At 58.8% G+C, this 19,738-nt stretch carries 22 protein-coding genes; 13 read left to right on the forward strand and 9 right to left on the reverse strand.

Annotated features, from left to right (window positions below):
- The first annotated feature begins 5 nt into the window (after positions 1–5).
- The 5 genes from atuD (at position 6) to ppnP (ending at position 5,040) form a co-directional block, all read left to right on the forward strand.
- Positions 6–1,163 carry a citronellyl-CoA dehydrogenase gene (gene atuD, locus ACWR1S_RS22335; RefSeq protein WP_454565019.1) on the forward strand — a complete coding sequence of 386 codons (1,158 nt, stop codon included), beginning with the start codon at positions 6–8 and terminating at the stop codon, positions 1,161–1,163.
- Positions 1,160–1,957 carry an enoyl-CoA hydratase/isomerase family protein gene (locus ACWR1S_RS22340; RefSeq protein ID WP_454565020.1) on the forward strand — a complete coding sequence of 266 codons (798 nt, stop codon included), beginning with the start codon at positions 1,160–1,162 and terminating at the stop codon, positions 1,955–1,957. The genes atuD and ACWR1S_RS22340 overlap by 4 nt, the downstream gene beginning before the upstream one ends.
- Before the next feature lie 119 nt (positions 1,958–2,076).
- Positions 2,077–4,038, forward strand: a complete 1,962-nt coding sequence (locus ACWR1S_RS22345) for an acetyl/propionyl/methylcrotonyl-CoA carboxylase subunit alpha (protein WP_454565021.1) — start codon at positions 2,077–2,079, stop codon at positions 4,036–4,038.
- Positions 4,039–4,108: 70 nt separating this feature from the next.
- Positions 4,109–4,651 (forward strand): exonuclease domain-containing protein, encoded by a 543-nt coding sequence (locus ACWR1S_RS22350; protein ID WP_454565022.1) that lies wholly within the window; start codon positions 4,109–4,111, stop codon positions 4,649–4,651.
- 104 nt (positions 4,652–4,755) lie between these two features.
- Positions 4,756–5,040, forward strand: coding sequence for a pyrimidine/purine nucleoside phosphorylase (ppnP, locus tag ACWR1S_RS22355; protein ID WP_454565023.1), 285 nt, complete (start codon positions 4,756–4,758; stop codon positions 5,038–5,040).
- 72 nt (positions 5,041–5,112) lie between these two features.
- Here the strand turns inward: ppnP and ACWR1S_RS22360 are convergent, their stop codons facing one another.
- Together ACWR1S_RS22360 and ACWR1S_RS22365 are read right to left on the reverse strand one after the other, a co-directional pair.
- Entirely contained in the window at positions 5,113–5,919 is an 807-nt protein-coding gene (locus ACWR1S_RS22360; protein WP_454565024.1) for an MOSC domain-containing protein, read from the reverse strand.
- Between the two features lie 167 nt (positions 5,920–6,086).
- Entirely contained in the window at positions 6,087–7,022 is a 936-nt protein-coding gene (locus ACWR1S_RS22365) for a chemotaxis protein CheV (protein WP_007908676.1), read from the reverse strand.
- A 454-nt stretch (positions 7,023–7,476) separates the two neighbouring features.
- On the opposite strand from ACWR1S_RS22365, the gene ACWR1S_RS22370 reads away from it, so the two are divergent.
- The 3 genes from ACWR1S_RS22370 to ACWR1S_RS22380 all read left to right on the forward strand — a co-directional run bounded on the left by ACWR1S_RS22370 (position 7,477) and on the right by ACWR1S_RS22380 (position 9,978).
- Positions 7,477–7,944, forward strand: a complete 468-nt coding sequence (locus ACWR1S_RS22370; protein WP_454565025.1) for a hypothetical protein — start codon at positions 7,477–7,479, stop codon at positions 7,942–7,944.
- A 484-nt stretch (positions 7,945–8,428) separates the two neighbouring features.
- Positions 8,429–9,322, forward strand: coding sequence for a sensor histidine kinase (locus ACWR1S_RS22375; RefSeq protein ID WP_454565034.1), 894 nt, complete (start codon positions 8,429–8,431; stop codon positions 9,320–9,322).
- Positions 9,319–9,978: a response regulator gene (locus ACWR1S_RS22380; RefSeq protein WP_435037551.1), complete on the forward strand. Its 660-nt coding sequence runs from the start codon at positions 9,319–9,321 to the stop codon at positions 9,976–9,978. Before ACWR1S_RS22375 ends, ACWR1S_RS22380 begins: the two co-directional genes overlap by 4 nt.
- Here the strand turns inward: ACWR1S_RS22380 and yegS are convergent.
- Positions 9,962–10,879 carry a lipid kinase YegS gene (yegS, locus tag ACWR1S_RS22385; RefSeq protein ID WP_454565026.1) on the reverse strand — a complete coding sequence of 306 codons (918 nt, stop codon included), beginning with the start codon at positions 10,877–10,879 and terminating at the stop codon, positions 9,962–9,964. The two genes, ACWR1S_RS22380 and yegS, sit on opposite strands and share 17 nt — an antisense overlap.
- A gap of 312 nt (positions 10,880–11,191) precedes the next feature.
- Here yegS and ACWR1S_RS22390 point away from each other — a divergent pair, with 312 nt between their 5' ends.
- Positions 11,192–11,500 carry a hypothetical protein gene (locus tag ACWR1S_RS22390; protein WP_454565035.1) on the forward strand — a complete coding sequence of 103 codons (309 nt, stop codon included), beginning with the start codon at positions 11,192–11,194 and terminating at the stop codon, positions 11,498–11,500.
- A 61-nt stretch (positions 11,501–11,561) separates the two neighbouring features.
- Here the strand turns inward: ACWR1S_RS22390 and ACWR1S_RS22395 are convergent, their stop codons facing one another.
- Both ACWR1S_RS22395 and moaB read right to left on the reverse strand, forming a co-directional pair.
- On the reverse strand, positions 11,562–12,788 hold the full coding sequence (locus ACWR1S_RS22395; protein ID WP_454565027.1) for a molybdopterin molybdotransferase MoeA: 1,227 nt from the start codon (positions 12,786–12,788) through the stop codon (positions 11,562–11,564).
- A complete protein-coding gene (moaB, locus tag ACWR1S_RS22400; protein WP_454565028.1) occupies positions 12,772–13,311 on the reverse strand; it encodes a molybdenum cofactor biosynthesis protein B in 540 nt (179 codons plus the stop codon). Before moaB ends, ACWR1S_RS22395 begins: the two co-directional genes overlap by 17 nt.
- A gap of 81 nt (positions 13,312–13,392) precedes the next feature.
- Between moaB and mobA the strand changes: the two genes are divergently transcribed.
- Both mobA and ACWR1S_RS22410 read left to right on the forward strand, forming a co-directional pair.
- Positions 13,393–13,995 carry a molybdenum cofactor guanylyltransferase MobA gene (gene mobA, locus ACWR1S_RS22405; RefSeq protein WP_454565029.1) on the forward strand — a complete coding sequence of 201 codons (603 nt, stop codon included), beginning with the start codon at positions 13,393–13,395 and terminating at the stop codon, positions 13,993–13,995.
- A gap of 78 nt (positions 13,996–14,073) precedes the next feature.
- Entirely contained in the window at positions 14,074–14,295 is a 222-nt protein-coding gene (locus ACWR1S_RS22410) for a YgdI/YgdR family lipoprotein (protein ID WP_007908660.1), read from the forward strand.
- 79 nt (positions 14,296–14,374) lie between these two features.
- Here the strand turns inward: ACWR1S_RS22410 and ACWR1S_RS22415 are convergent, their stop codons facing one another.
- From ACWR1S_RS22415 to ACWR1S_RS22425, 3 genes are all read right to left on the reverse strand, one after another.
- Positions 14,375–15,265: a pseudouridine synthase gene (locus tag ACWR1S_RS22415; protein WP_454565030.1), complete on the reverse strand. Its 891-nt coding sequence runs from the start codon at positions 15,263–15,265 to the stop codon at positions 14,375–14,377.
- Between the two features lie 70 nt (positions 15,266–15,335).
- Entirely contained in the window at positions 15,336–15,653 is a 318-nt protein-coding gene (locus ACWR1S_RS22420; protein WP_093435111.1) for a transcriptional regulator, read from the reverse strand.
- Positions 15,654–15,764: 111 nt separating this feature from the next.
- Positions 15,765–16,001, reverse strand: a complete 237-nt coding sequence (locus ACWR1S_RS22425; RefSeq protein ID WP_454565031.1) for a glutaredoxin family protein — start codon at positions 15,999–16,001, stop codon at positions 15,765–15,767.
- Between the two features lie 208 nt (positions 16,002–16,209).
- Here ACWR1S_RS22425 and ACWR1S_RS22430 point away from each other — a divergent pair, with 208 nt between their 5' ends.
- On the forward strand, positions 16,210–17,922 hold the full coding sequence (locus ACWR1S_RS22430; RefSeq protein ID WP_454565032.1) for a cation:proton antiporter: 1,713 nt from the start codon (positions 16,210–16,212) through the stop codon (positions 17,920–17,922).
- Here ACWR1S_RS22430 and ACWR1S_RS22435 read toward each other — a convergent pair.
- A complete protein-coding gene (locus ACWR1S_RS22435) occupies positions 17,919–19,127 on the reverse strand; it encodes an ammonium transporter (RefSeq protein WP_016985472.1) in 1,209 nt (402 codons plus the stop codon). The two genes, ACWR1S_RS22430 and ACWR1S_RS22435, sit on opposite strands and share 4 nt — an antisense overlap.
- Before the next feature lie 305 nt (positions 19,128–19,432).
- On the opposite strand from ACWR1S_RS22435, the gene ACWR1S_RS22440 reads away from it, so the two are divergent.
- A partial coding sequence (locus ACWR1S_RS22440) for a DUF883 family protein (RefSeq protein WP_454565033.1) occupies positions 19,433–19,738 on the forward strand: 306 nt, incomplete at its 3' end.

Raw genomic sequence — 19,738 nt, forward strand, 5'->3', positions numbered from 1 at the left:
TAACAATGATCTTCACCCCGGAACACGAAGCCCTGCGCCGTACCGTCCGCCAATTCGTCGAGCACGAGATCAATCCGCACGTCGAAGAATGGGAAAAGGCCGGCCGCTTTCCCATCCACGAGATTTTCCGCAAGGCCGGCGACCTCGGTTTGCTGGGTATTTCCAAACCGGAAAAATTCGGCGGCATGGGTCTGGACTACAGCTATTCGATTGTCGCTGCCGAAGAGTTCGGCACCATTCACTGCGGCGGCATTCCGATGTCGATCGGTGTGCAGACTGATATGTGCACCCCGGCCCTCGCCCGCTTCGGCTCCGATGAACTGCGTGAAGAGTTCCTGCGCCCGGCGATCAGCGGTGAACAGGTCGGCTGCATTGGCGTTTCCGAAGTCGGTGCCGGCTCGGATGTCGCCGGGTTGAAAACCACCGCGCGCAAGGACGGCGACGACTATGTGATCAACGGCAGCAAGATGTGGATCACCAACTCGCCGAGCGCCGATTTCATCTGCCTGCTGGCCAACACCTCGGACGACAAACCGCACATCAACAAGTCGCTGATCATGGTGCCGATGAACACGCCGGGGATCAGCCTCAGTTCGCATCTGGACAAGCTCGGCATGCGCAGTTCTGAAACTGCGCAGGTGTTTTTCGACAACGTGCGCGTACCGCAGCGCAATCGCATCGGCCACGAAGGCGCCGGGTTCATGATGCAGATGTTGCAGTTTCAGGAGGAACGCCTGTTCGGTGCGGCGAACATGATCAAAGGCCTGGAATATTGCGTCGACAGCACCATCGAGTACTGCAAGGAGCGCAAGACCTTCGGCAATGCGCTGATCAACAATCAGGTCATCCACTTCCGCCTCGCCGAATTGCAGACCGAAATCGAATGCCTGCGCGCGCTGGTTTATCAGGCCACCGAGCAGTACGTGAAAGGCCAGGACGTCACGCGGCTGGCATCGATGGCCAAGCTCAAGGCCGGGCGCCTCGGCCGCGAAGTCAGTGACAGCTGCCTGCAATATTGGGGCGGCATGGGTTTCATGTGGGACAACCCGGTGGCCCGCGCTTATCGCGATGTGCGGCTGGTGTCGATTGGCGGCGGCGCCGACGAAATCATGCTGGGGATCATCTGCAAACTGATGGGCATCCTGCCGGGGAAAAACAAATGAGCCGTCTGCCGGAATGCCAGACGCTGTTGCTGGAACGGCATGGCGGCGTGTTGCATATCACCCTCAATCGGCCAGATAGCCGCAATGCGATGAGCCTGCAGATGGTTGGCGAATTGCGCGCGGTACTGGCAGCTGTGCACGATGACCGCAGCGTTCGGGCATTGGTACTCAGCGGTGCCGGCGGGCATTTCTGTGCCGGCGGTGACATCAAGGACATGGCCAATGCCCGTGCGCAGGGCAGTGAGGCTTATCGTGATCTGAATCGTGCGTTCGGGGCTTTGCTGGAAGAGGCGCAACACACGCCGCACGTGTTGATTACGGTGCTGCAAGGCGCAGTGCTCGGCGGAGGTTTCGGACTGGTGTGTGTCAGCGATATCGCGATTGCCGATCATCAGGCGCAATTCGGCTTGCCGGAAACCAGCCTCGGCTTACTGCCGGCGCAGATCGCGCCGTTTGTGGTGCAGCGCATCGGCCTAACCGAAACCCGAAGACTGGCGCTGACGGCGGCACGTTTCGACGGGCACCAGGCACGACGTCTGGGGCTGGTGCACTTTGTCGAGCAGGATGCACAAGCGCTGGCCGAGCGGCTCGATGAGGTGCTGCAACATGTGTTGTGTTGCGCGCCGGAGGCGAATGCGATGACCAAGAAATTGTTGTTGGCGAGTGCCGGGCAGCTTTCGAGTGAACTGCTTGACGAGGCGGCGCAGTGGTTTAGCGAAGCGGTGACAAGCGACGAAGGTGTGGAGGGAACCATGGCATTCATGCAGAAACGCAAACCTCGGTGGGCCTCTTAAAAGCTTCGCGAGCAAGCTCGCTCCCACATTGGATTTGTATCGTTCATAAATCCCCTGTGGGAGCGAGCTTGCTCGCGAAGAGGCCAGCACCTGCGACGCAACTTCTGAGGAAATAGCCCATGCCCGCCATCCACAAAATCCTGATCGCCAACCGCGGTGAAATCGCCTGCCGCATTCAGCGCACCGCCCAAGCCCTCGGCTACCGCACCGTCGCCGTTTTCAGCGATGCCGACGCCGAGGCACTGCACGTCAAAATGGCCGATCAAGCGGTAAACATCGGTCCGGCCCCCGTGCAGCAGTCCTACCTGAACATCCCGGTCATCCTCGACGCCGCCCGCCGCAGCGGCGCCGACGCCATCCACCCCGGCTACGGCTTTCTCTCGGAAAACGCCGAGTTCGCCCGCGCCTGCGAACAGGCCGGACTGATCTTCATCGGCCCCAGCGTCGAAGCCATCGAATTGATGGGCAGCAAACGCCGCTCGAAAATCGCCATGCTCGAAGCCGGCGTGCCCTGCATCGCCGGTTATCAAGGCACCGAACAGGACGATGCAACCCTGCAGCGAGAAGCTGAACGCATCGGCTACCCACTGATGATCAAGGCCAGTGCCGGCGGAGGTGGACGCGGCATGCGTCTGCTGCACAACGCCGTTGATTTGCCGGCGCAACTGCGCACCGCACGCTCCGAAGCATTGAACGGTTTCGGCAGCGATGAATTGATCCTCGAACAAGCGTTGATCGAGCCACGGCATGTCGAAGTACAGCTGTTCGGCGATCAACACGGCAACCTGATCTACCTCGGCGAACGCGACTGTTCGATCCAGCGTCGCCATCAAAAAGTCATCGAAGAGGCGCCCTGCCCGGTGATGACCGCCGAACTGCGCCAGGCCATGGGTGAAGCCGCGCTGAAAGCCGGGCGTGCGGTGAATTACGTCGGAGCCGGCACCGTGGAGTTTCTGCTCGACGCGCGCGGGCAGTTTTACTTTCTTGAGATGAACACGCGTCTGCAGGTGGAACACCCGGTGACCGAACTGATCACCGGGCTGGATCTGGTGGCGTGGCAATTATGGGTTGCCGAAGGTCAGCCATTGCCGCTGACTCAGGATCAGGTCCAACTCAACGGGCATGCAATGGAGGTGCGCCTCTACGCCGAAGATCCAGCACAGGATTTCCTCCCGCAAACAGGCCGTGTCGAGACGTGGGCACCAGCGCTACAGCACGGCGCGCGAATCGATCATGGCCTGCTTGAAGGGCAGTCGGTCAGTGCGTTTTACGACCCGATGCTCGGCAAGCTGATCGCCCACGGTGAGACCCGTGAAGAAGCCCGGCGCAAACTGCTGCGGGCGGTGCAGGACACGGTGCTGCTAGGGGTGCAAAGCAATCAGCGTCTGCTCGCCAGCCTGCTGCAACATCCCCGATTCATCAGCGGTGAATTCAGTACCGCCTTCATTGCGCAGCACTTCAGCGATCACGCCTGCCTGCACCGTTACGTTCCCGATGCAGAGCAACTGGCGATTGCAACGGTGCTGTTCTATCAAACCAGCGCCCTCTCCCACCGCGCTCCGCTCACCGGCTGGCGCAACAACGCCAGTGTGCCGCTGCATTATCGCCTCGGTCTCGACGAGCAGAACTGGACAGTGCAATTGCTCGCGCAAGCACAAGGCGCATTCAACGTGCAGGTAGGCGAACGCTCGATTGAATTGAAACTCATCGACCGCGACGCGCTGTCGCTGACACTGGAAATCGACGGTCTACGCCAGCGCCACGCCTATTGCCTGGATGGCGGGCAACTCTGGCTGTTCACCCATCCTGGCAGTCTGCGTCTGGAGGATCGAACTCACGCCGTGATCGACAGTCAGACCAGCGTCAGCTCCGGCACCTTGAAAGCACCGATGGACGGTGCCATCGTCGACGTACTGGTCAGCGAAGGCAGCGCGGTCAGCAAAGGTCAGTTGCTGGTGGTGCTGGAGGCAATGAAAATGGAGCATCCGCTCAAGGCCGGTATCGACGGCGTGCTCAAGCGGGTGCAGGTCAAGGTTGGCGATCAGGTAAAAAATCGTCAGGTTCTGTTGCAGGTCGAGTAGTCGCCCACACACCCATGCGGGTTTTGACTACGCTCTGAGTTATCAGAACGCGGAAATCAGGAACCCTGCGATGCCCCACTGGCTGGTCATAGATCTGGAAGCCACCACCGATGAGGGTGGCTGGCCGGTCACCGAAATGGAAATTATCGAGATCGGCGCCACCCTGGTCGATCGCGCCGGGCGCGAGCAGGATCACTTCCAGCGCTTCGTCAAACCGACGCGACGGCCGTTGCTGACGCCTTTTTGTCGCGAACTCACGCACATCACCCAGGCCAACATCGACGCGGCCCAGCCGTTGACCGAAGTCTGGCCGGCATTCGAACGCTGGCTCGCGCAGCATCAGACGCGCCTCGAAGGCTGGGCCAGTTGGGGCGATTACGACCGCAAGCAGTTGTTGCAGGAGTGGCAGCGTCTGCACATCGACAGTGGCTTGAGCAAAGTGCCGCACATGAACCTCAAACAACGCTTCGCCAAGGCTCGGCGCCTCGAACGGCCGCTCGGCCTTAACGGCGCATTGCAACTGGCTGGCATGCAGTTCAGCGGGCAACAGCATCGGGCGCTGGAGGATGCGCGCAACACCGCGCGGTTATTGCCGCTGGTCTTGCCACTCTAGGGTCAATTCGAAAACTCGCCGGACAGCCCCGGGCAGGTGACGGCGTTGAAAGCCTTGTGCATACTGGCCGCCTCCCTTTTTCAGCCCTTTTCGAGGAATCGCCCATGTTTAAAGTCAACGAGTACTTCGACGGCACCGTCAAGTCGATCGCCTTTGGCACCGCTGAAGGTCCGGCGACCATCGGCGTCATGGCCCCGGGCGAATACGAATTCGGCACCAGCCAGCGTGAAATCATGCACGTCGTGTCTGGCGCGCTGACCGTCAAACTGCCCGACAGCAGCAACTGGGAAACCTTCGCCGCCGGCAGCCAGTTCAACGTTCCGGCCGACAGCAAGTTCCAGCTGAAGGTGGCGGTCGACACCGCTTACCTGTGCGAATACCGCGGCTAACGCCACGGTTTCACTGCACCAAGAAAAATGCCCGTGTCCAAGGACACGGGCATTTTTCGTTGTGGTGACGGCTTACTCGAGAATCTCCACCGGCATGCCGACTTCGAGTCGACCATTGCTGTCATTCACCAGATTCTGGCCGAACATCGCGCCATCGGCTTCAGCGCGGTATTTTTGCAGGGTGGCCAGCGGTTCACGATCGGCACTGCGCTCACCGGTTTGCGGGTCGATGGTGGTGAGAATGCAGCGCGAGCATGACTTGACCACGCGGAACTCGACATCGCCAATGCGAATACGCTTCCAACTGTCCTCGGCATAGGCCTCACTGCCTTCGATCACCAGGTTCGGTCGAAAACGCAGCATTTCCAAGGGCCGTCCGACCTTTTGCGACAGATCCTGCAGGGATGCCTCGCCAATCAACAGCAGTGGAAATCCGTCGGCAAACGCCACCTGATCATCATCGTTGCCATAGCCAGCTTGCGTGGTGCGAGCGCGATCCAGCGGCACCTGCACCAGACGGGTCGGTTTGCCGATGAAGTCACTGACCCAGCGTGCGGCCTCATTACCGGCATCCGGCACGCGTAGGGTATCGCGCCAGATCGTCACGCCGCGCAGTTCGGCGTCGTTGCCCGGCAAGGCAACATCGAGGGAGGACTGTTGCGGCGCACTCAGGGTCAGCCCGCCCTGCGCATTCCACAGGGCCGATAACTGACTCATCTTCGCTTCGGCGCGCTGGGTCAGGAACCGGCCGCTCGCTTCATCCACGAGCATCCAGCGTCGGTCGCCATCGAGCCCCAGCTTATCGAGGTCGACATGTTGCAGCACGTCGACTTTGCCGGATTTCAACGGGTAACGATAAAGCGCGCTCAGACGCAGCATGGCCAGCTCCCTGGAGGATAAAAACGCCACCCTATACGAGCTTGATCAGGAATCAAAGAGCAATAACTGTAGGAGTGAGCCTGCTCGCGATAGCGGTGTGTCAGGTAATGATTCGGGGCTGACACACCGCTATCGCGAGCAGGCTCACTCCTACAATGGGTGTGTGATCAAGCCGGGACTTCGTCGAGCATCAGGCGCTGGCGCACCACGTCGACCAGTTTGTCCGGCTGGAACTTGGAGAGGAAGTTGTCGCAACCGACCTTCTTCACCATCGAGTCGTTGAAACTGCCGGACAACGAAGTGTGCAGCACCACGTACAAACCACGCAGGCGCGGGTCGTTGCGAATTTCGGTGGTCAGGCGATAGCCGTCCATTTCCGGCATTTCCGCATCGGTGAAAATCATCAGCAGCTTGTCGGTCATGTTCACGCCGGTATCGGCCCAGGCCTTGAGCATGTTCAACGCCTTCAGACCATCGCTGGCAATGTGCATTTTCACGCCGAGCTGGCCGAGGGTGTCGCGCAATTGCGAAAGCGCGACGTTGGAGTCGTCGACCAGCAGCACTTCACGGCCGCGAGCGCGTTCCAGCACCGGGTCTTCGAGCTTTTCCCGCGAGACCTTGGCGTTGTACGGGACGATTTCGGCGAGAACTTTCTCGACGTCGATGATCTCCACCAGTTGATCGTCCACCTTGCTGATCGCGGTCAGATAGTGCTGACGCCCGGCGCTGGTCGGCGGCGGCAGAATGGCTTCCCAGTTCATGTTGACGATGCGATCCACACCACCGACGAGGAAGGCCTGCACCGAGCGGTTGTACTCGGTGACGATGATGGTGCTGTTCGGGCCTGGCACTAATGGACGCATGCCGATCGCCTGGGACAGATCGATCACCGGCAAGGTCTGACCGCGCAGATTGACCACCCCGCAGACAAACGGGTGACGCTGCGGCATCAAGGTCAGCTTCGGCAGTTGCAGCACTTCCTGAACCTTGAACACGTTGATCGCGAACAACTGCCGTCCGGCCAGTCGAAACATGAGAATTTCCAGGCGATTCTCACCCACCAGTTGCGTGCGTTGGTCTACCGTGTCGAGAATGCCGGCCATCAATGACTCCTGGGCTTGTTCTGATGAATTCACTATGTGAGGTTATCGGCGGCAAATGGCGGTTCTTGATTGCCATACCCGACCCCGTCAAAAATGCCATGCTCAGGCATTGATGTCACATTAACATCATGCTTTACTGGCCCGGTGATTTTCATCTGCTACATTCTCTGCGGCGCGACCTCGGTTTGCACGGTAGGTTCCCGTGTCTAAGGGATTCCCCTAGTAACAATCAGGCCCAACCTGATATTCGCAATATCCAATAGCCATTAATGTGACGCCATTCTCATTGCATGAACGGAGTCAGGCTATTGTGTGCGATCGCAGTTCAGTGGAAACAAGCCCTCTGGAACCCCTCAGTCTGTGCACCTGCACGTTTGGGCGCGATCTCCCGACGATTCATGATCGTCGCCACACACGGCATTCCCTCATCAGACATGACGTGGTGGAGATAAGCATGCCAATGGACCGCAAAGAGTGGGTACAACGCTTTCCCGAATTCCTTGTCGAGGCCGAACAACTCCTGGCCAAGTCCGAAGAATGCCTCAGCCATCTGCAACTGATCAGCAACGACAAGGACGCCATCGAGTGCATGCTCAATACCCTCCTGAAACTCGCACGCCGGGCTGAAGCCTTGGCGCTGGAGGCGATTTCCGAATTTTCTCTGCACATTTACAGCCTGCTCAATCTGATCCAGGATCGCGTCGTCCTTCACGAACAGGCCCTGATAGCGTTGCAGGATTGCTTCACGTTGATGGCCTGGCAACTTGAACTGGTCGATCAGCAGACCGGCCAACTGACTCTGGATGAAAGTGAACAGACCTCGCTGATCGAAGCCTTCGCCTTCCAGGTCGGCCAAAGCCAGATTCAACCGCCACTGGTGAGCAAACGTTTGCCCCAATTGCCCTACTCGGGACAAGCCTGATCAGCACGCGGTGTCCGCGCAGGCTCTTGGAACGCAAACGTTGAATGTCGTAATTGAATAGTTCATACCTGCCAGCGACAAATCGAAATAAATAATCACCGACGACAGACACTCATGTTTTCTGCCGGCCTCAGGGTTTGCCTGTGTGTTAAGAAGCACAACTTCAGGCAACACCTACATCTATCGAACTCAATAAATCACTTTTCCATTATGGAACTTGCGTCCAATACCAGGTAATTCCTGACTCATTGGACATATATAGCGAGCGCGACCAACGGTATCTTAAGTGGTATTATGCCGCCCATTAGTTGCTTTCAAATTAATGGCACAGTGATTTCAGCGACAGCTATCCACTGAAGTTGGCGGTCAACACATTCACTGAAGCGCGTTGAAATCAATAACATAATTGACAGCATTTTCAGACAGAGATCCGCCAGCCTCAGGCCGGTCTGCCCGCAGCGAACATCCATTGGCTCCATCCGTTATGTACGCCAGCCTCAAGTCAATCACTACATGGCCACCCTCCCGGGAAAATGCCCGCCGGTTCACACTCATACTGTGTATCGCGGCCACACTCGGCAGCCTGCTGACCTATGGTCTTTCGACACCCCTTAGCCTGGGATTGCTACTGCTCGACATCGCCGCTACCGCGTGTGTCTGGGTGCAATATCGGCTGTCACGCAAATCGATCAAGTTTCAGCCGCAGGAACTCGCCGACCGCTTGCTGGAAGTCCAGGAAAACGAGCGCCATCGCCTCAGCCGCGAACTGCACGACGACATCGGCCAGTTGCTGACGGCCGCCAAACTGCAGAGCGAATGGCTCAAGCGACGCCTGCCGGATGACTTGCAGGAACACTGCATCGCGCTGTGCGACACCCTGGAAGAAACCCTCAACAAGGTGCGCGACGTTTCGGCCATTCTTAATCCACGCCAGCTGACCAGCCTGGGGCTTGAAGCCAGCCTGCGTGCACATCTGCTCAAGACATTGACCAACACCAGCGTGCACTGGAGCCTCGATTGCCAGCAGCGCCTTAACGGCATTCCGGAAGAAATGGCGGTCGCCGCCTTCCGCATTACCCAAGAGGCTGTTACCAATATCCTGCGTCACGCACAGGCGAAAAATCTGGTAATACGCGTGCAGCGACTGCCCAAAGGGCTGACGCTGCTGATCAGCGATGACGGTCTCGGATTCGCCCCGGCGGCCAATCCGGGTCGTGAAGGACAACGAGGTATGGCCGGGATGGCCGAACGAATCGAGCAACTGGGTGGCACCCTGAACGTGATCAGCGAGCCGGGCAAAGGCACTCAAATCGAAGCACTCTTCCCCTGGGCGCCTCGCGCACTCGAGCGGGCCAGTACGAATAAGGTTATGCGTTGACTTGCAACTTACTTCTGGTGGATGACCACTCGCTGATCAGGGCCGGCGTGCGCGCTCTGGTGCTGGATATTCCCGGTTACGCGGTGATTGGCGAGGCCAATGACGGTTCACAGTTGCTCGAAATGGTCGAGCAACTGAGTCCGGATATCGTATTGCTGGATATCTCCATGAAAGAAACCGGTGGCCTCGAAGCCCTGCAACGGCTCAAGCGGGTGCGTCCGCAGAGCAAGGTGCTGATCCTGTCGATGCACACCGATCCGGCGCTGATCATGCAGGCCCTCGAGTCCGGCGCCCACGGCTACTTGCTCAAAGACACTACGGCCACTGAACTCGAACATGCGCTGGAAGCCTTGCGCAACAACGAGCGCTACCTGAGCCCGGCCATCGCCCATACCGTGATCAATCAGGCCCTGACCCGCAATCAGAAGCAGCAGCCGGAAGTCGCTGACTCGCACAATCTGACCGCGCGCCAGCTGGAAATCCTGCGTTTGATCGTGCGGGGCAAATCCACCCGGGAAATCGCCAATGGCCTGGGACTGAGCATCAAGACGGTCGAGACCCACCGCTCACAGATCATGAAACGTCTGCAAATCTACGACGTGGCGGGCCTGGTGCTGTTCGCCGTGCGTGAACAGATTATCAGCCTCGACGACTGACCGACCGGGCACCGCCCAACAGGGGAGAGTGCTCCGGCAAATGCACACGCAACGCCGCCGGACGCGCCTCGAATCGCATGTTGTCGCCTTCCAGCGGCTCGCCATCAAGATTGATGCAAAGCCCCTCGGCCACCTTGATTTCGACCCACGGCAAACGGGTTCGGACAAACATGTTATCGATCCCGAAACCATCACTGAGCAGCGTCTTCAAGGTGCCCACCAGCTCCTGTGGCGCCGGCAGGATGCTGATATCCAGCAACCCGTCATCAGCCAGCGCTTGCGGGCACAATTCGTGTCCGCCGCCGGCCTGACGACCATTGCCGATACCCAGTGCCAACAACTCGCCACGCCAATGAAAATCCGGGCCCTGAAGTTCGCCATAAGCGGCATGCAGCTCGCTGAATCGTGACAAACCGGTGAACAGGTAAGCCGCCCCACCGAGTACTTTCTTCAGGTCTTCGGACGTATTGGCCGTGACCTGACTGCCGAAACCGCCGGTGGCCATGTTGAGGAAAATCTGCCCGCCGACTTCGCCCAGATCGATGTCGCGCGGCGGCACATCGAGCAGCTCAAGGGCTTCGGCAGGCTCCAGCGGCACGCCGGCTGCGCGGCAAAAATCATTGGCGGTGCCCAAAGGCAAAAGGACCAGACTGGCTTTATTCGGTTGCGCCGCGAGCGCTTCGGCGATGTCGCGCAAAGTGCCGTCTCCACCGCCGGCGATAATCTTTGTGTAACCGTCCGCCAAGGCTTGCTTTACCCAACGCTGAGCGTCCCCCGCCTCCCAGGTCAAGCGCACGGCCAGCTCCCAGCCTTGTTTGCGTTTGTCCTCGACGGCGGTGCGTACCGCCTCGTTGAGTGCCTGCTTGCCATGCAGAATCAACAGCGCCCGGCGTTCACTCATCTCATCACTCCCTAATCGAATCGGTTGAGACATCTTGACCACTGCCGCGCGCAAAAAAGCCGTCAGCCCCATAATTAATTCGGCCTTCTGACCTCAACGTCCTACACAGAGGTATTTTTTCTTACAAAACATGCGGAATCGGCTTAATTGACCCGACTCAAGCATTGGGTCACCGTGTGCTGGCGAAATCAATCATCAATCCAACACACAAGGACGTGCATGTAATGAGTGGATACACCCCTGGGACTCTTGCCAGTTCAAGCGCTGGAAAAGGTTGCAAGCGAACAGTTGGAACAACCGGTGGATGCTTTCATGCCCAGTCATGAAGCCAGAATGCCATTGAGTCCGGTCGGACCTGTCGCCGAAAGTCGCGCGAATCACAAGTCCGAATTCAAAAACAGCGCCCGAACCACTGGAGAAGTTGATATGGAACCTCGCGTTACCGAGCTGGAAACCCATCTCAAATACCTTCGACGGGACATGGACGAAGTCCGCTGTGATGTCAGAACGATCAAACACCGGCTAGCCTACTCGGCGGGTGCGACAGCAGTAGTGCTGGGCCTACTGGGTTGGGTGGCCAATAGCCGATTCGACCAACTTGTGACCCTGATCAGCAATTAACAGAATGAGTCATTGCAGGCGTCGCCTGAGTCAGCCGACGCCTGCATTTGCGAGACAGTGATCAGTCCAGCAGATCACTCAAAGGAATGAAGACCACTGGGTCGCCAGCACTCAGCGTGCGACCTTCCAGCACTTCAACCAATCCATCTGCCCACGCGGCGCTACGTAGAACGCCTGAGCTCTGGTTGCGGTAAACAGTCGCCCGCCCTTGCTCCAGGCGGCCTCGCAGGTACTCACGCCGATTGCCTGCGACCGGCCAGTCAAAACCCGCTGGCACGGTAAACTTCAGCGGCTCGACGTCCCGCACGCCTTGACGACGCAACAGGTATGGCCGAGTGAGCAGCGCAAAGGTCACCAACGTCGATGCCGGATTGCCTGGCAAGCCAATGACCGGCACAGTGCGAAAATGGCCAAACGTCAGCGGTTTTCCGGGTTTGATCGCCAGCTTCCAAAGGGCAAGCTCGCCCTCTTCGCGCAGGGCGACGCCGAGAAAATCCGCCTCACCCACCGACACGCCACCCGTGGAAAGAATCAGGTCGACATCCTGCAACTCACCCAGACGTGCACGGGTAGTGGCCAGATCATCCGGAAGAATACCGGCATCGATCACCTCGCAGCCCAGGCGTTGCAGCCAACTGCACAGCAACACCCGATTGCTGTTGTATATCTGACCCGGCCCCAATGCCTGGCCGGGCTCGACCAATTCATCACCGGTGGAAATCACCGCGACGCGAACCTTGCGCACGACCTTCAGCCCGGCACAACCCAACGATGCGGCCAGCCCCTGCTCAATCGGACCCAAGCGGGTTCCGGCGGGCAGGATCAGTTCACCGACAGTGGTTTCCTGACCTTGCGGGCGGATGTTCTGCCCAACCTTCAGCAGCTCGAGGAATCGCACCGTTTCATCGGTTTGAACTGCAGCGTTTTCCTGCATTTCCACGCAATCGGCACCCGCCGGCACCGGAGCCCCTGTGAAGATCCGTGCACAGGTGCCCGGCTTGAGAGGTTCGGGGGATTGCCCGGCAAATACCTTCTGACTGACCGGCATCGGCTGGCCATTCCAATCCGCGAGGTTCAGCGCATAACCGTCCATGGCACTGTTCGGCCAGGGCGGCAGATCCAGCGTCGAAATCAGATCTTCACTCAGTACCCGCCCCTGAACCTGAGCCAGAGGCAAATATTCATGCTCGACAATGGGCGAGGCTTCGGCCATTTCGAGCAGGCGCGCCAATGCCACCTCGACCGGCATCAATGTCCCGGTCTTGCCCGGCTTACCCACGGGATTCACAAGGCGCCGCCTGCTTCAAATGAGTAACGAAATTGCACGGGCGGTGACGTGCGTCCAACTGCTCGCCCAGAATGCCATCCCATCCCGTGCGTACAGCGTTGGTCGAACCCGGCAAACAGCAAACCAGCGTGCCATTGGCCAGACCGGCCAGCGCACGGGACTGCACTGTTGACGTGCCGATATCAGCCACCGAGATCTGCCGAAACAACTCACCAAACCCGTCGACCTGTTTGTCGAGCAGGCAGGCAACGGCTTCAGGTGTGCTGTCGCGCCCTGTGAAACCGGTACCTCCGGTAATCAACACAACCTGCACCACATCGTCGGCAATCCAGTTGGCGACTTGCGCGCGAATTTTGTAGAGGTCATCTTTGAGCAGCACCCGCTCCGCCAGATGGTGGCCCGCCGCCGCCAAGCGGTCGACGAAGACCTGACCTGAGGTGTCGGTTTCCAGGGTTCGGGTGTCACTGACAGTCAGCACCGCAATATTGAGCGGCACGAAAGGTACATCAGCCTTGGCTTTCATAGGCTCGTCCAGTTGTAGGAGAAACAGCCCGGTGTTATATCACAGCGCCCCATTTTTTCGCCGCCCCTCTGGAGAGCTGCCATGACCCTCGATACGCAAATGCCCGCCTGCTCCATTCTGCTCCTCGCAGGCGGACGCGGCCAACGCATGGGCGGTCAGGACAAAGGCTTGATCGAGTGGCTGGGCGAGCCATTGATTGTGCATCTGCAGCGCAAGGTCCGCGGGCTGACCGATGATCTGATCATCTCCTGCAACCGTAATCGCGAGCGTTACGCACCGTTTGCCGATCAATTGGTGGTCGATGACGAGGGCGATTTTCCAGGGCCATTGGCCGGCATTCGTGCAGGCTTGAAAGCTGCGCGCCATACGCACCTTCTGGTTTTACCCTGTGATGTCCCGCGAATTGACGCGGCATTACTGCAAAGCATGCGCGAAGCCGCCAATCAGCATCCTGAAAAACCTTTAATGTTGCGCCATGACGCGCATTGGGAACCGTTGCTGTGTGTGATTCCGGTGGCCTTGCTAGACGCCTTCGAAAACGCCTGGAACGCCGGTGAACGCAGCCCCGGCCGGGTCATGCGCAATCTCGGCGCCACTGCCCTGGAGTGCCCGGACAACGACCCGCGACTGGCCAACCTCAACACCCCCGAACTGTTAAATTCGCACAACACTGTGTCAGACTGACACCATTCAAGGAACTCTCACGCCTTGTATACGTCTCAAGCTCAGTAACCAAAAGAATTCCCATTCGGAGACACACCCATGACTCAACGGACCCTCGCCACTTTCATGCTCGCACTGGGCCTTGCCACCCTCGCCGGTTGCTCGTCGCCTACAGTGATCACCTTGAATGACGGTCGCGAAATCCAGGCCGTCGACACCCCGAAATACGATGACGATTCGGGCTTCTACGAGTTCAAACAGCTGGACGGCAAAGAAACCCGCATCAACAAGGATCAGGTTCGTACCGTTAAAGAGCTGTAAGCTCTGGGTCGACACCGGATACAGAAAAGCCCGCATTAATGCGGGCTTTTTCATGGGCGCTCGAAAGGTGGCTTTGGCCTCACCATTGCAAGGTAATCCGGCTCTCGAATTCTCGCTCTTCAGCGGTCACCGGGTCGATAAACCGCAGACCTTGTGCCAGCAGCTTCAGCGGATTGGCGTAGTCATCCTCGACGTCTTTCAGCACATCAGGATAAAACGGATCGTTGCAGATGCTCGCGCCCAATGCAGTCATGTGGACACGCAATTGATGTTTCTTGCCGGTCACCGGAAACAATCCATAACGCCAAAGATCACCATTCTTTTCCCGGACCTCCACCGCCGTTTCGGTGTTGCTGACACCCGTTCCTTCCTGCATGCGGAAAAACGGTTCGCCATCCACCAGACGGCTCTTGTGCACCAGCGGAAAATTCAGATCAGGCAGAGCCGGGGCGATGGCTTCATAACGCTTGTCGATCTGCCGCGTGGGGAACAGCGACTGATAGGCCGAACGGGTTTGTGGGTTGGACGAGAAAATCACCAGACCCGCTGTATGCCGATCGATGCGGTGCAAAGGCACCAGGTGGGGATTGTCCAGGCGGCGAATCAGCCTGCGCAACAAGGTTTGCTCAACGTATTCGCCGGCGGGCGTCACCGGCAAAAAATGCGGTTTGTCAGCCACTACCAGATGTTCGTCGGCATACAGGATCGACTCGACCACCGGGATCGGCTTCTCGTCCGGCACTTCGCGAAAATAATGAATTCGCAAGCCTTCCTTATACGGCAAATCCACCGGGATCGGCTGACCATGACCATCCAGCACCCGCCCCCGGGCGATCCGGTCCAGCCATTGCTCGCGATCAATGGCACGAAAATGCTCGCACAGGCAATCGAGCACGGTCAGCCAGGCACCCGGTGGCAGATAAAGCGTGCTCGCCTGATTCTGCGCAGCAGAAAATGTAGATGTGGACATACGGAAATCGAACCCTCAATACAGGGCGGCATTATCCAGCACTGAGGGAAACGAACCTAGCGCAGAATGCTCAGGCCGGGATCGTTTTGAGCGCTGCAGCGTCAGTGAATTCCTTGAGCCAGCGCAGCACATCGACCGCCTCCCAGCGACCCGGGTCGTACAAGGCGTAGAGCAAACCCTGATAACCGACCACATCCAGTTGCTTGTGATAGCCGGCACGCTGAAACAAGGCCTCGATCTCGGCAAAGCAGGTGTTGAAATGCAACTTGTTGAAGGGCGTCTTGCCTTCCGTGACCAGCCCGTCCAGGCGCAATTCGAGAACGGCCTCGCGCACCACGTCAACCGACATCCGGTTCACGCTGTTTTTCAACTGTTCGACATTGACCACGGTTCATCCCTCTGAAGCATTTACTGTATGAACATACAGTAACCGAACAATCCGCAAAATGCCAAGGAATGCATGGCAGCGGCGACCGACGGGATGAGCCAGAAACTCGGGTTAACGCAGAAACGCGACGACTTCATCAGCGCTGAATGGCCAACCCAATTCTGCCCCGGTGTCGACACGCCGCAATACCGGAATCCGCAGGCTATAAGCCTCAAACCAGGATTCGTCTTCAGCGATATCGACCAATTCCACCAGTAAACCGCGCTCGACAAACTCCATCAGCATGGCTTCAGCGACTTCACAGAGATGACACCCCAGGGTGCCGAACAGCTGACATTCAGGAAGCATGAGTGCTCAACCAGAAAATGAGTGGGCCTATTCTAGGCCGCACCTGAAAACCCGTCGAGCCACCGCCGCCCAAAGGCTCCAGCGCCACGACAAAGGCTCACAGGCAAAACCCTGACGCACATCAGTCCGCAGAAAAACCATTTACGCGATCCTCCCGGTCTTTTTGCCTCTACGCTTGAAAAGCCTGAATCTGACATCGGAGTGTCCAGTGTTTGCCAATCTGTTGATCATCCTCGCCTCGTCCCTCGTGGTGATTGCCCTGTTTCGTCGCCTGCGCCTGCCGCCGGTTCTGGGTTATCTGTGCGTCGGACTGCTGGTCGGGCCGAGTGCCTTCGACTGGGTCAACGAAAGCGAACACCTGCCCGATGTGGCCGAACTGGGCGTGGTGTTTCTGTTGTTTTCACTGGGACTGGAGTTCTCCCTGTCGAAGATGATCGCCTTGCGCCAGGTGGTGTTCCGTCTCGGCAGTCAGCAGGTGCTGATCAGTACCGCACTGCTCGGTTTGTTGCTGATGCTGCTGGGCATGCCAATGACACCGGCGCTGTTGCTCGGCGCCGGGCTTTCGCTGTCATCAACGGCCATTGTGACAAAGGAATTGGGCAGTCTCGGCGAGGTGTTCAGCAGCCACGGACAGAATGCCGTTGGCGTGTTGCTGTTTCAGGACGTGGTCGCGGTATTGCTGCTGACATTGGTACCGGTATTTGCCGGTAGCAGCGCGCAAGCCTGGTACTGGGCGTTGCCCCTGACACTGGCAAAAACCGTGGTGCTGTTTGTCGGCCTGCTGTTGGCCAGTCGCTGGTTACTGCCGAGGCTGTTCCATGAAGTAGCCGCTTCACGCTCCGCAGAATTGTTCGTGCTGCTGGCGCTGGTGATTGTGTTGTTGACCGCATGGTTGACGCACCTGCTTGGCCTGTCCCCTGCCCTCGGTGCATTTCTGGCCGGCATGTTGCTCGGTGAAAGCCACTATCGGCACCAGATCGAGGCGGACATCCGACCGTTTCGCGACATCCTGCTCGGGGTGTTCTTCGTCAGCATCGGCATGCTCATCGACCTGCAACTGTTCGTCAGTCACAGCTTGTTGATCCTCGGGCTCACCGTCGGATTGATGGTGATCAAGGGCATCGTCGTGGCACTGCTGGTGAAGTGGCGCGGCAGTGACAGCGAAACGGCGTGGCGCAGCGGTCTGGCGTTGGCCCAGGGCGGTGAGTTCTGCTTTGCACTGATGGCGCAGATGCAGCAACACAGCATGATGCCCGAAGCGTTGGGCGATCTTCTGCTCGCCGCAACGTTCTGTTCGATGCTGCTGACGCCACTGCTATTGCGCGCGGCGCCCCGCATCGCGGCCGCCCTGCATCGCAAGCCCAATCAGGAAGCACAGATCGAGGAAATCAGCGCACTCAACGCCGACCTCAATCAGCACGTGGTGATTTGCGGCTACGGCCGCGTCGGTCAATCCATCGGGCGTTTCCTGCGCAACGCCAAGCAACCTTACATCGCGCTGGACAGTGACCCGGTCCGGGTACAGGAAGCCGCCAGCGGAGAAAGCGACGTGCATTACGGCGACTCGTCGCGCGGTGATCTGCTGACCGCCGTGGGCTTGCTGCGCGCCAGACTGCTGGTGGTTGCCGTGGATCAGAGCGACATTGCCCTGCGCATCCTCAAGGAAGCGCGTCGACTCAACGCCCACGTGCCGATCCTGGTACGCACCCGCGACGACAGCCAATGGGCCGAATTGAAAGCCGCCGGCGCCACCGAAGTGGTGCCGGAGCTATTGGAATCGAGTCTGATGCTCGCCTCCCACGCCTTGATCATGCTCGGCCTGCCGGCGCATCAGGTGCAGGAAAAAGTCGATCAGGTGCGCATCGACCGCTATCGCCTGCTTCACGGTTTTTATCCCGGCAGTGATGATGCCGAGACTTAATCCTGGCTCACCGCGCCGATCTTGTGCAGCGACAGGTCGGCGCCGTAATACTCTTGTTCCTGACTCAGGCGCAGCCCATGCAGCGCCTTGATCACGCCGTACACGACGAAGCCACCGATCAGCGCCACCGCGACGCCGAGTGCGGTACCGATCAATTGGCTGATCAGGCTGACGCCGCCAATCCCACCGAGCGCAGTCTGGCCGAAAATCCCGCAGGCAATCCCGCCCCATACACCGCACAAACCGTGCAACGGCCACACACCCAACACATCATCGATGCGCCATTTCACCTGCGCAGCGGTAAAGCACCAGACAAACAGCGCACCGGCAATCGCGCCAGTCACCAACGCGCCGACAGGATGCATCAGATCGGAGCCGGCACAGATGGCGACCAACCCGGCCAATGGGCCGTTGTGCAGAAACCCCGGGTCATTGCGCCCGACGAGCAGCGCGGCCATGGTGCCGCCGACCATCGCCATCAACGAGTTGACCGCCACCAGACCGCTGACGCCCTGCAGCGTCTGCGCGCTCATCACGTTGAAGCCGAACCAGCCGACGATCAGAATCCACGAACCCAGCGCCAGAAAAGGAATGCTCGACGGTGCGAACGCCACCAGACGACCGTCGCGGTAACGTCCATTGCGCGGCCCCAGCAACAGTACCGCCGCCAGCGCCAGCCAACCACCCATGGCGTGCACCACCACGGAACCGGCAAAATCATGGAAAGCGGCACCGAACTGCGCCGTCAGCCACGCTTGCAGACCGTAGTTGCCGTTCCAGATCATGCCTTCGAAAAACGGATAAATGAACGCGACGATCAGCGCCGTGGCACACAACTGAGGTACGAAACGCGCGCGCTCGGCGATGCCGCCGGAAATGATCGCCGGGATCGCGGCGGCAAAGGTCAGCAGGAAGAAAAACTTCACCAGTCCATACCCGTGATCGGCACTCAACACCGCCGCCGGCTGCATGAAGGTCACGCCGTAGGAGATCCAATAGCCTATAAAGAAATAGGCCAGAGTCGAGACGGCGAAATCGCTGAGAATCTTCGACAGCGCATTGACCTGGTTTTTCTGGCGGACCGTACCGACTTCCAGAAAGGCGAAACCGGCGTGCATCGCCAGCACCATCACCGCACCGATCAGAATGAACAAGGTATTGGAGCTGTGAACCAGAGTGTCCACAGCGCTTTGCAGATTTTCCATAAGCAGGCAGACCTAAAGGCGAAAAAGGCACCAAAGCGGTTCATGCGCACATTTCATGCACCAAGTTGCGACCGCACAGTCACCGATCCGCAGAGGTGGCGAACTGCTTTGGCGCACAAGGTCGATGTCCTGACACGAACCGGGCTTGTTTGAGATAAGGTTTCTCAAGGCGAGCGCCCGGCAACAGCGCACAGCGGTCGGGCGACGCACCACGACACAGCAAAAGTTGTACCAGTCATTTGTACTGAACCTTCGCGCAAGGCTCATACTCGAACGCTTCAGACGTCACTTACGGAGATCCACCCATGGCCAGCATCAAGGCAAAGACTGCTCAAGAAATCCTCATGAACGACTTCCAGACCCTGGTCGCCGACACCGAACGGTTGCTCGAGCACACCGCCACCCTGGCCGGCGATCAGGCTGATGAGCTGCGCGAGCAGATTCACGACAGCCTGCTGCGCGCCCGCGAAACCCTGAAACTGACCGAAGACACCCTGCGCGATCGCGGTCAGGCTGCGGTAACCGCCACTGAAGATTACGTGTCGGCCAACCCTTGGCAGTCCGTTGGTATTGCTGCCGGTGTCGGCTTCCTGATCGGCCTGTTGGCCACT

Source organism: Pseudomonas sp. AIG, from assembly GCF_977020205.1.

Coding starts and splice junctions, on each gene's coding strand:
- ACWR1S_RS22350 (WP_454565022.1), top strand. CDS start 4,109: ATGCCCCACTGGCTGGTCATAGATCTGGAAGCCACCACCGATGAGGGT.
- ACWR1S_RS22365 (WP_007908676.1), bottom strand. CDS start 7,022: ATGGCCGGCATTCTCGACACGGTAGACCAACGCACGCAACTGGTGGGT.
- ACWR1S_RS22390 (WP_454565035.1), top strand. CDS start 11,192: ATGCCCAGTCATGAAGCCAGAATGCCATTGAGTCCGGTCGGACCTGTC.
- yegS (WP_454565026.1), bottom strand. CDS start 10,879: ATGAGTGAACGCCGGGCGCTGTTGATTCTGCATGGCAAGCAGGCACTC.
- ACWR1S_RS22375 (WP_454565034.1), top strand. CDS start 8,429: ATGTACGCCAGCCTCAAGTCAATCACTACATGGCCACCCTCCCGGGAA.
- ACWR1S_RS22425 (WP_454565031.1), bottom strand. CDS start 16,001: ATGCTTCCTGAATGTCAGCTGTTCGGCACCCTGGGGTGTCATCTCTGT.
- ACWR1S_RS22415 (WP_454565030.1), bottom strand. CDS start 15,265: ATGTCCACATCTACATTTTCTGCTGCGCAGAATCAGGCGAGCACGCTT.
- ACWR1S_RS22410 (WP_007908660.1), top strand. CDS start 14,074: ATGACTCAACGGACCCTCGCCACTTTCATGCTCGCACTGGGCCTTGCC.
- mobA (WP_454565029.1), top strand. CDS start 13,393: ATGACCCTCGATACGCAAATGCCCGCCTGCTCCATTCTGCTCCTCGCA.
- ppnP (WP_454565023.1), top strand. CDS start 4,756: ATGTTTAAAGTCAACGAGTACTTCGACGGCACCGTCAAGTCGATCGCC.
- atuD (WP_454565019.1), top strand. CDS start 6: ATGATCTTCACCCCGGAACACGAAGCCCTGCGCCGTACCGTCCGCCAA.
- ACWR1S_RS22360 (WP_454565024.1), bottom strand. CDS start 5,919: ATGCTGCGTCTGAGCGCGCTTTATCGTTACCCGTTGAAATCCGGCAAA.
- ACWR1S_RS22340 (WP_454565020.1), top strand. CDS start 1,160: ATGAGCCGTCTGCCGGAATGCCAGACGCTGTTGCTGGAACGGCATGGC.
- moaB (WP_454565028.1), bottom strand. CDS start 13,311: ATGAAAGCCAAGGCTGATGTACCTTTCGTGCCGCTCAATATTGCGGTG.
- ACWR1S_RS22435 (WP_016985472.1), bottom strand. CDS start 19,127: ATGGAAAATCTGCAAAGCGCTGTGGACACTCTGGTTCACAGCTCCAAT.
- ACWR1S_RS22345 (WP_454565021.1), top strand. CDS start 2,077: ATGCCCGCCATCCACAAAATCCTGATCGCCAACCGCGGTGAAATCGCC.
- ACWR1S_RS22370 (WP_454565025.1), top strand. CDS start 7,477: ATGCCAATGGACCGCAAAGAGTGGGTACAACGCTTTCCCGAATTCCTT.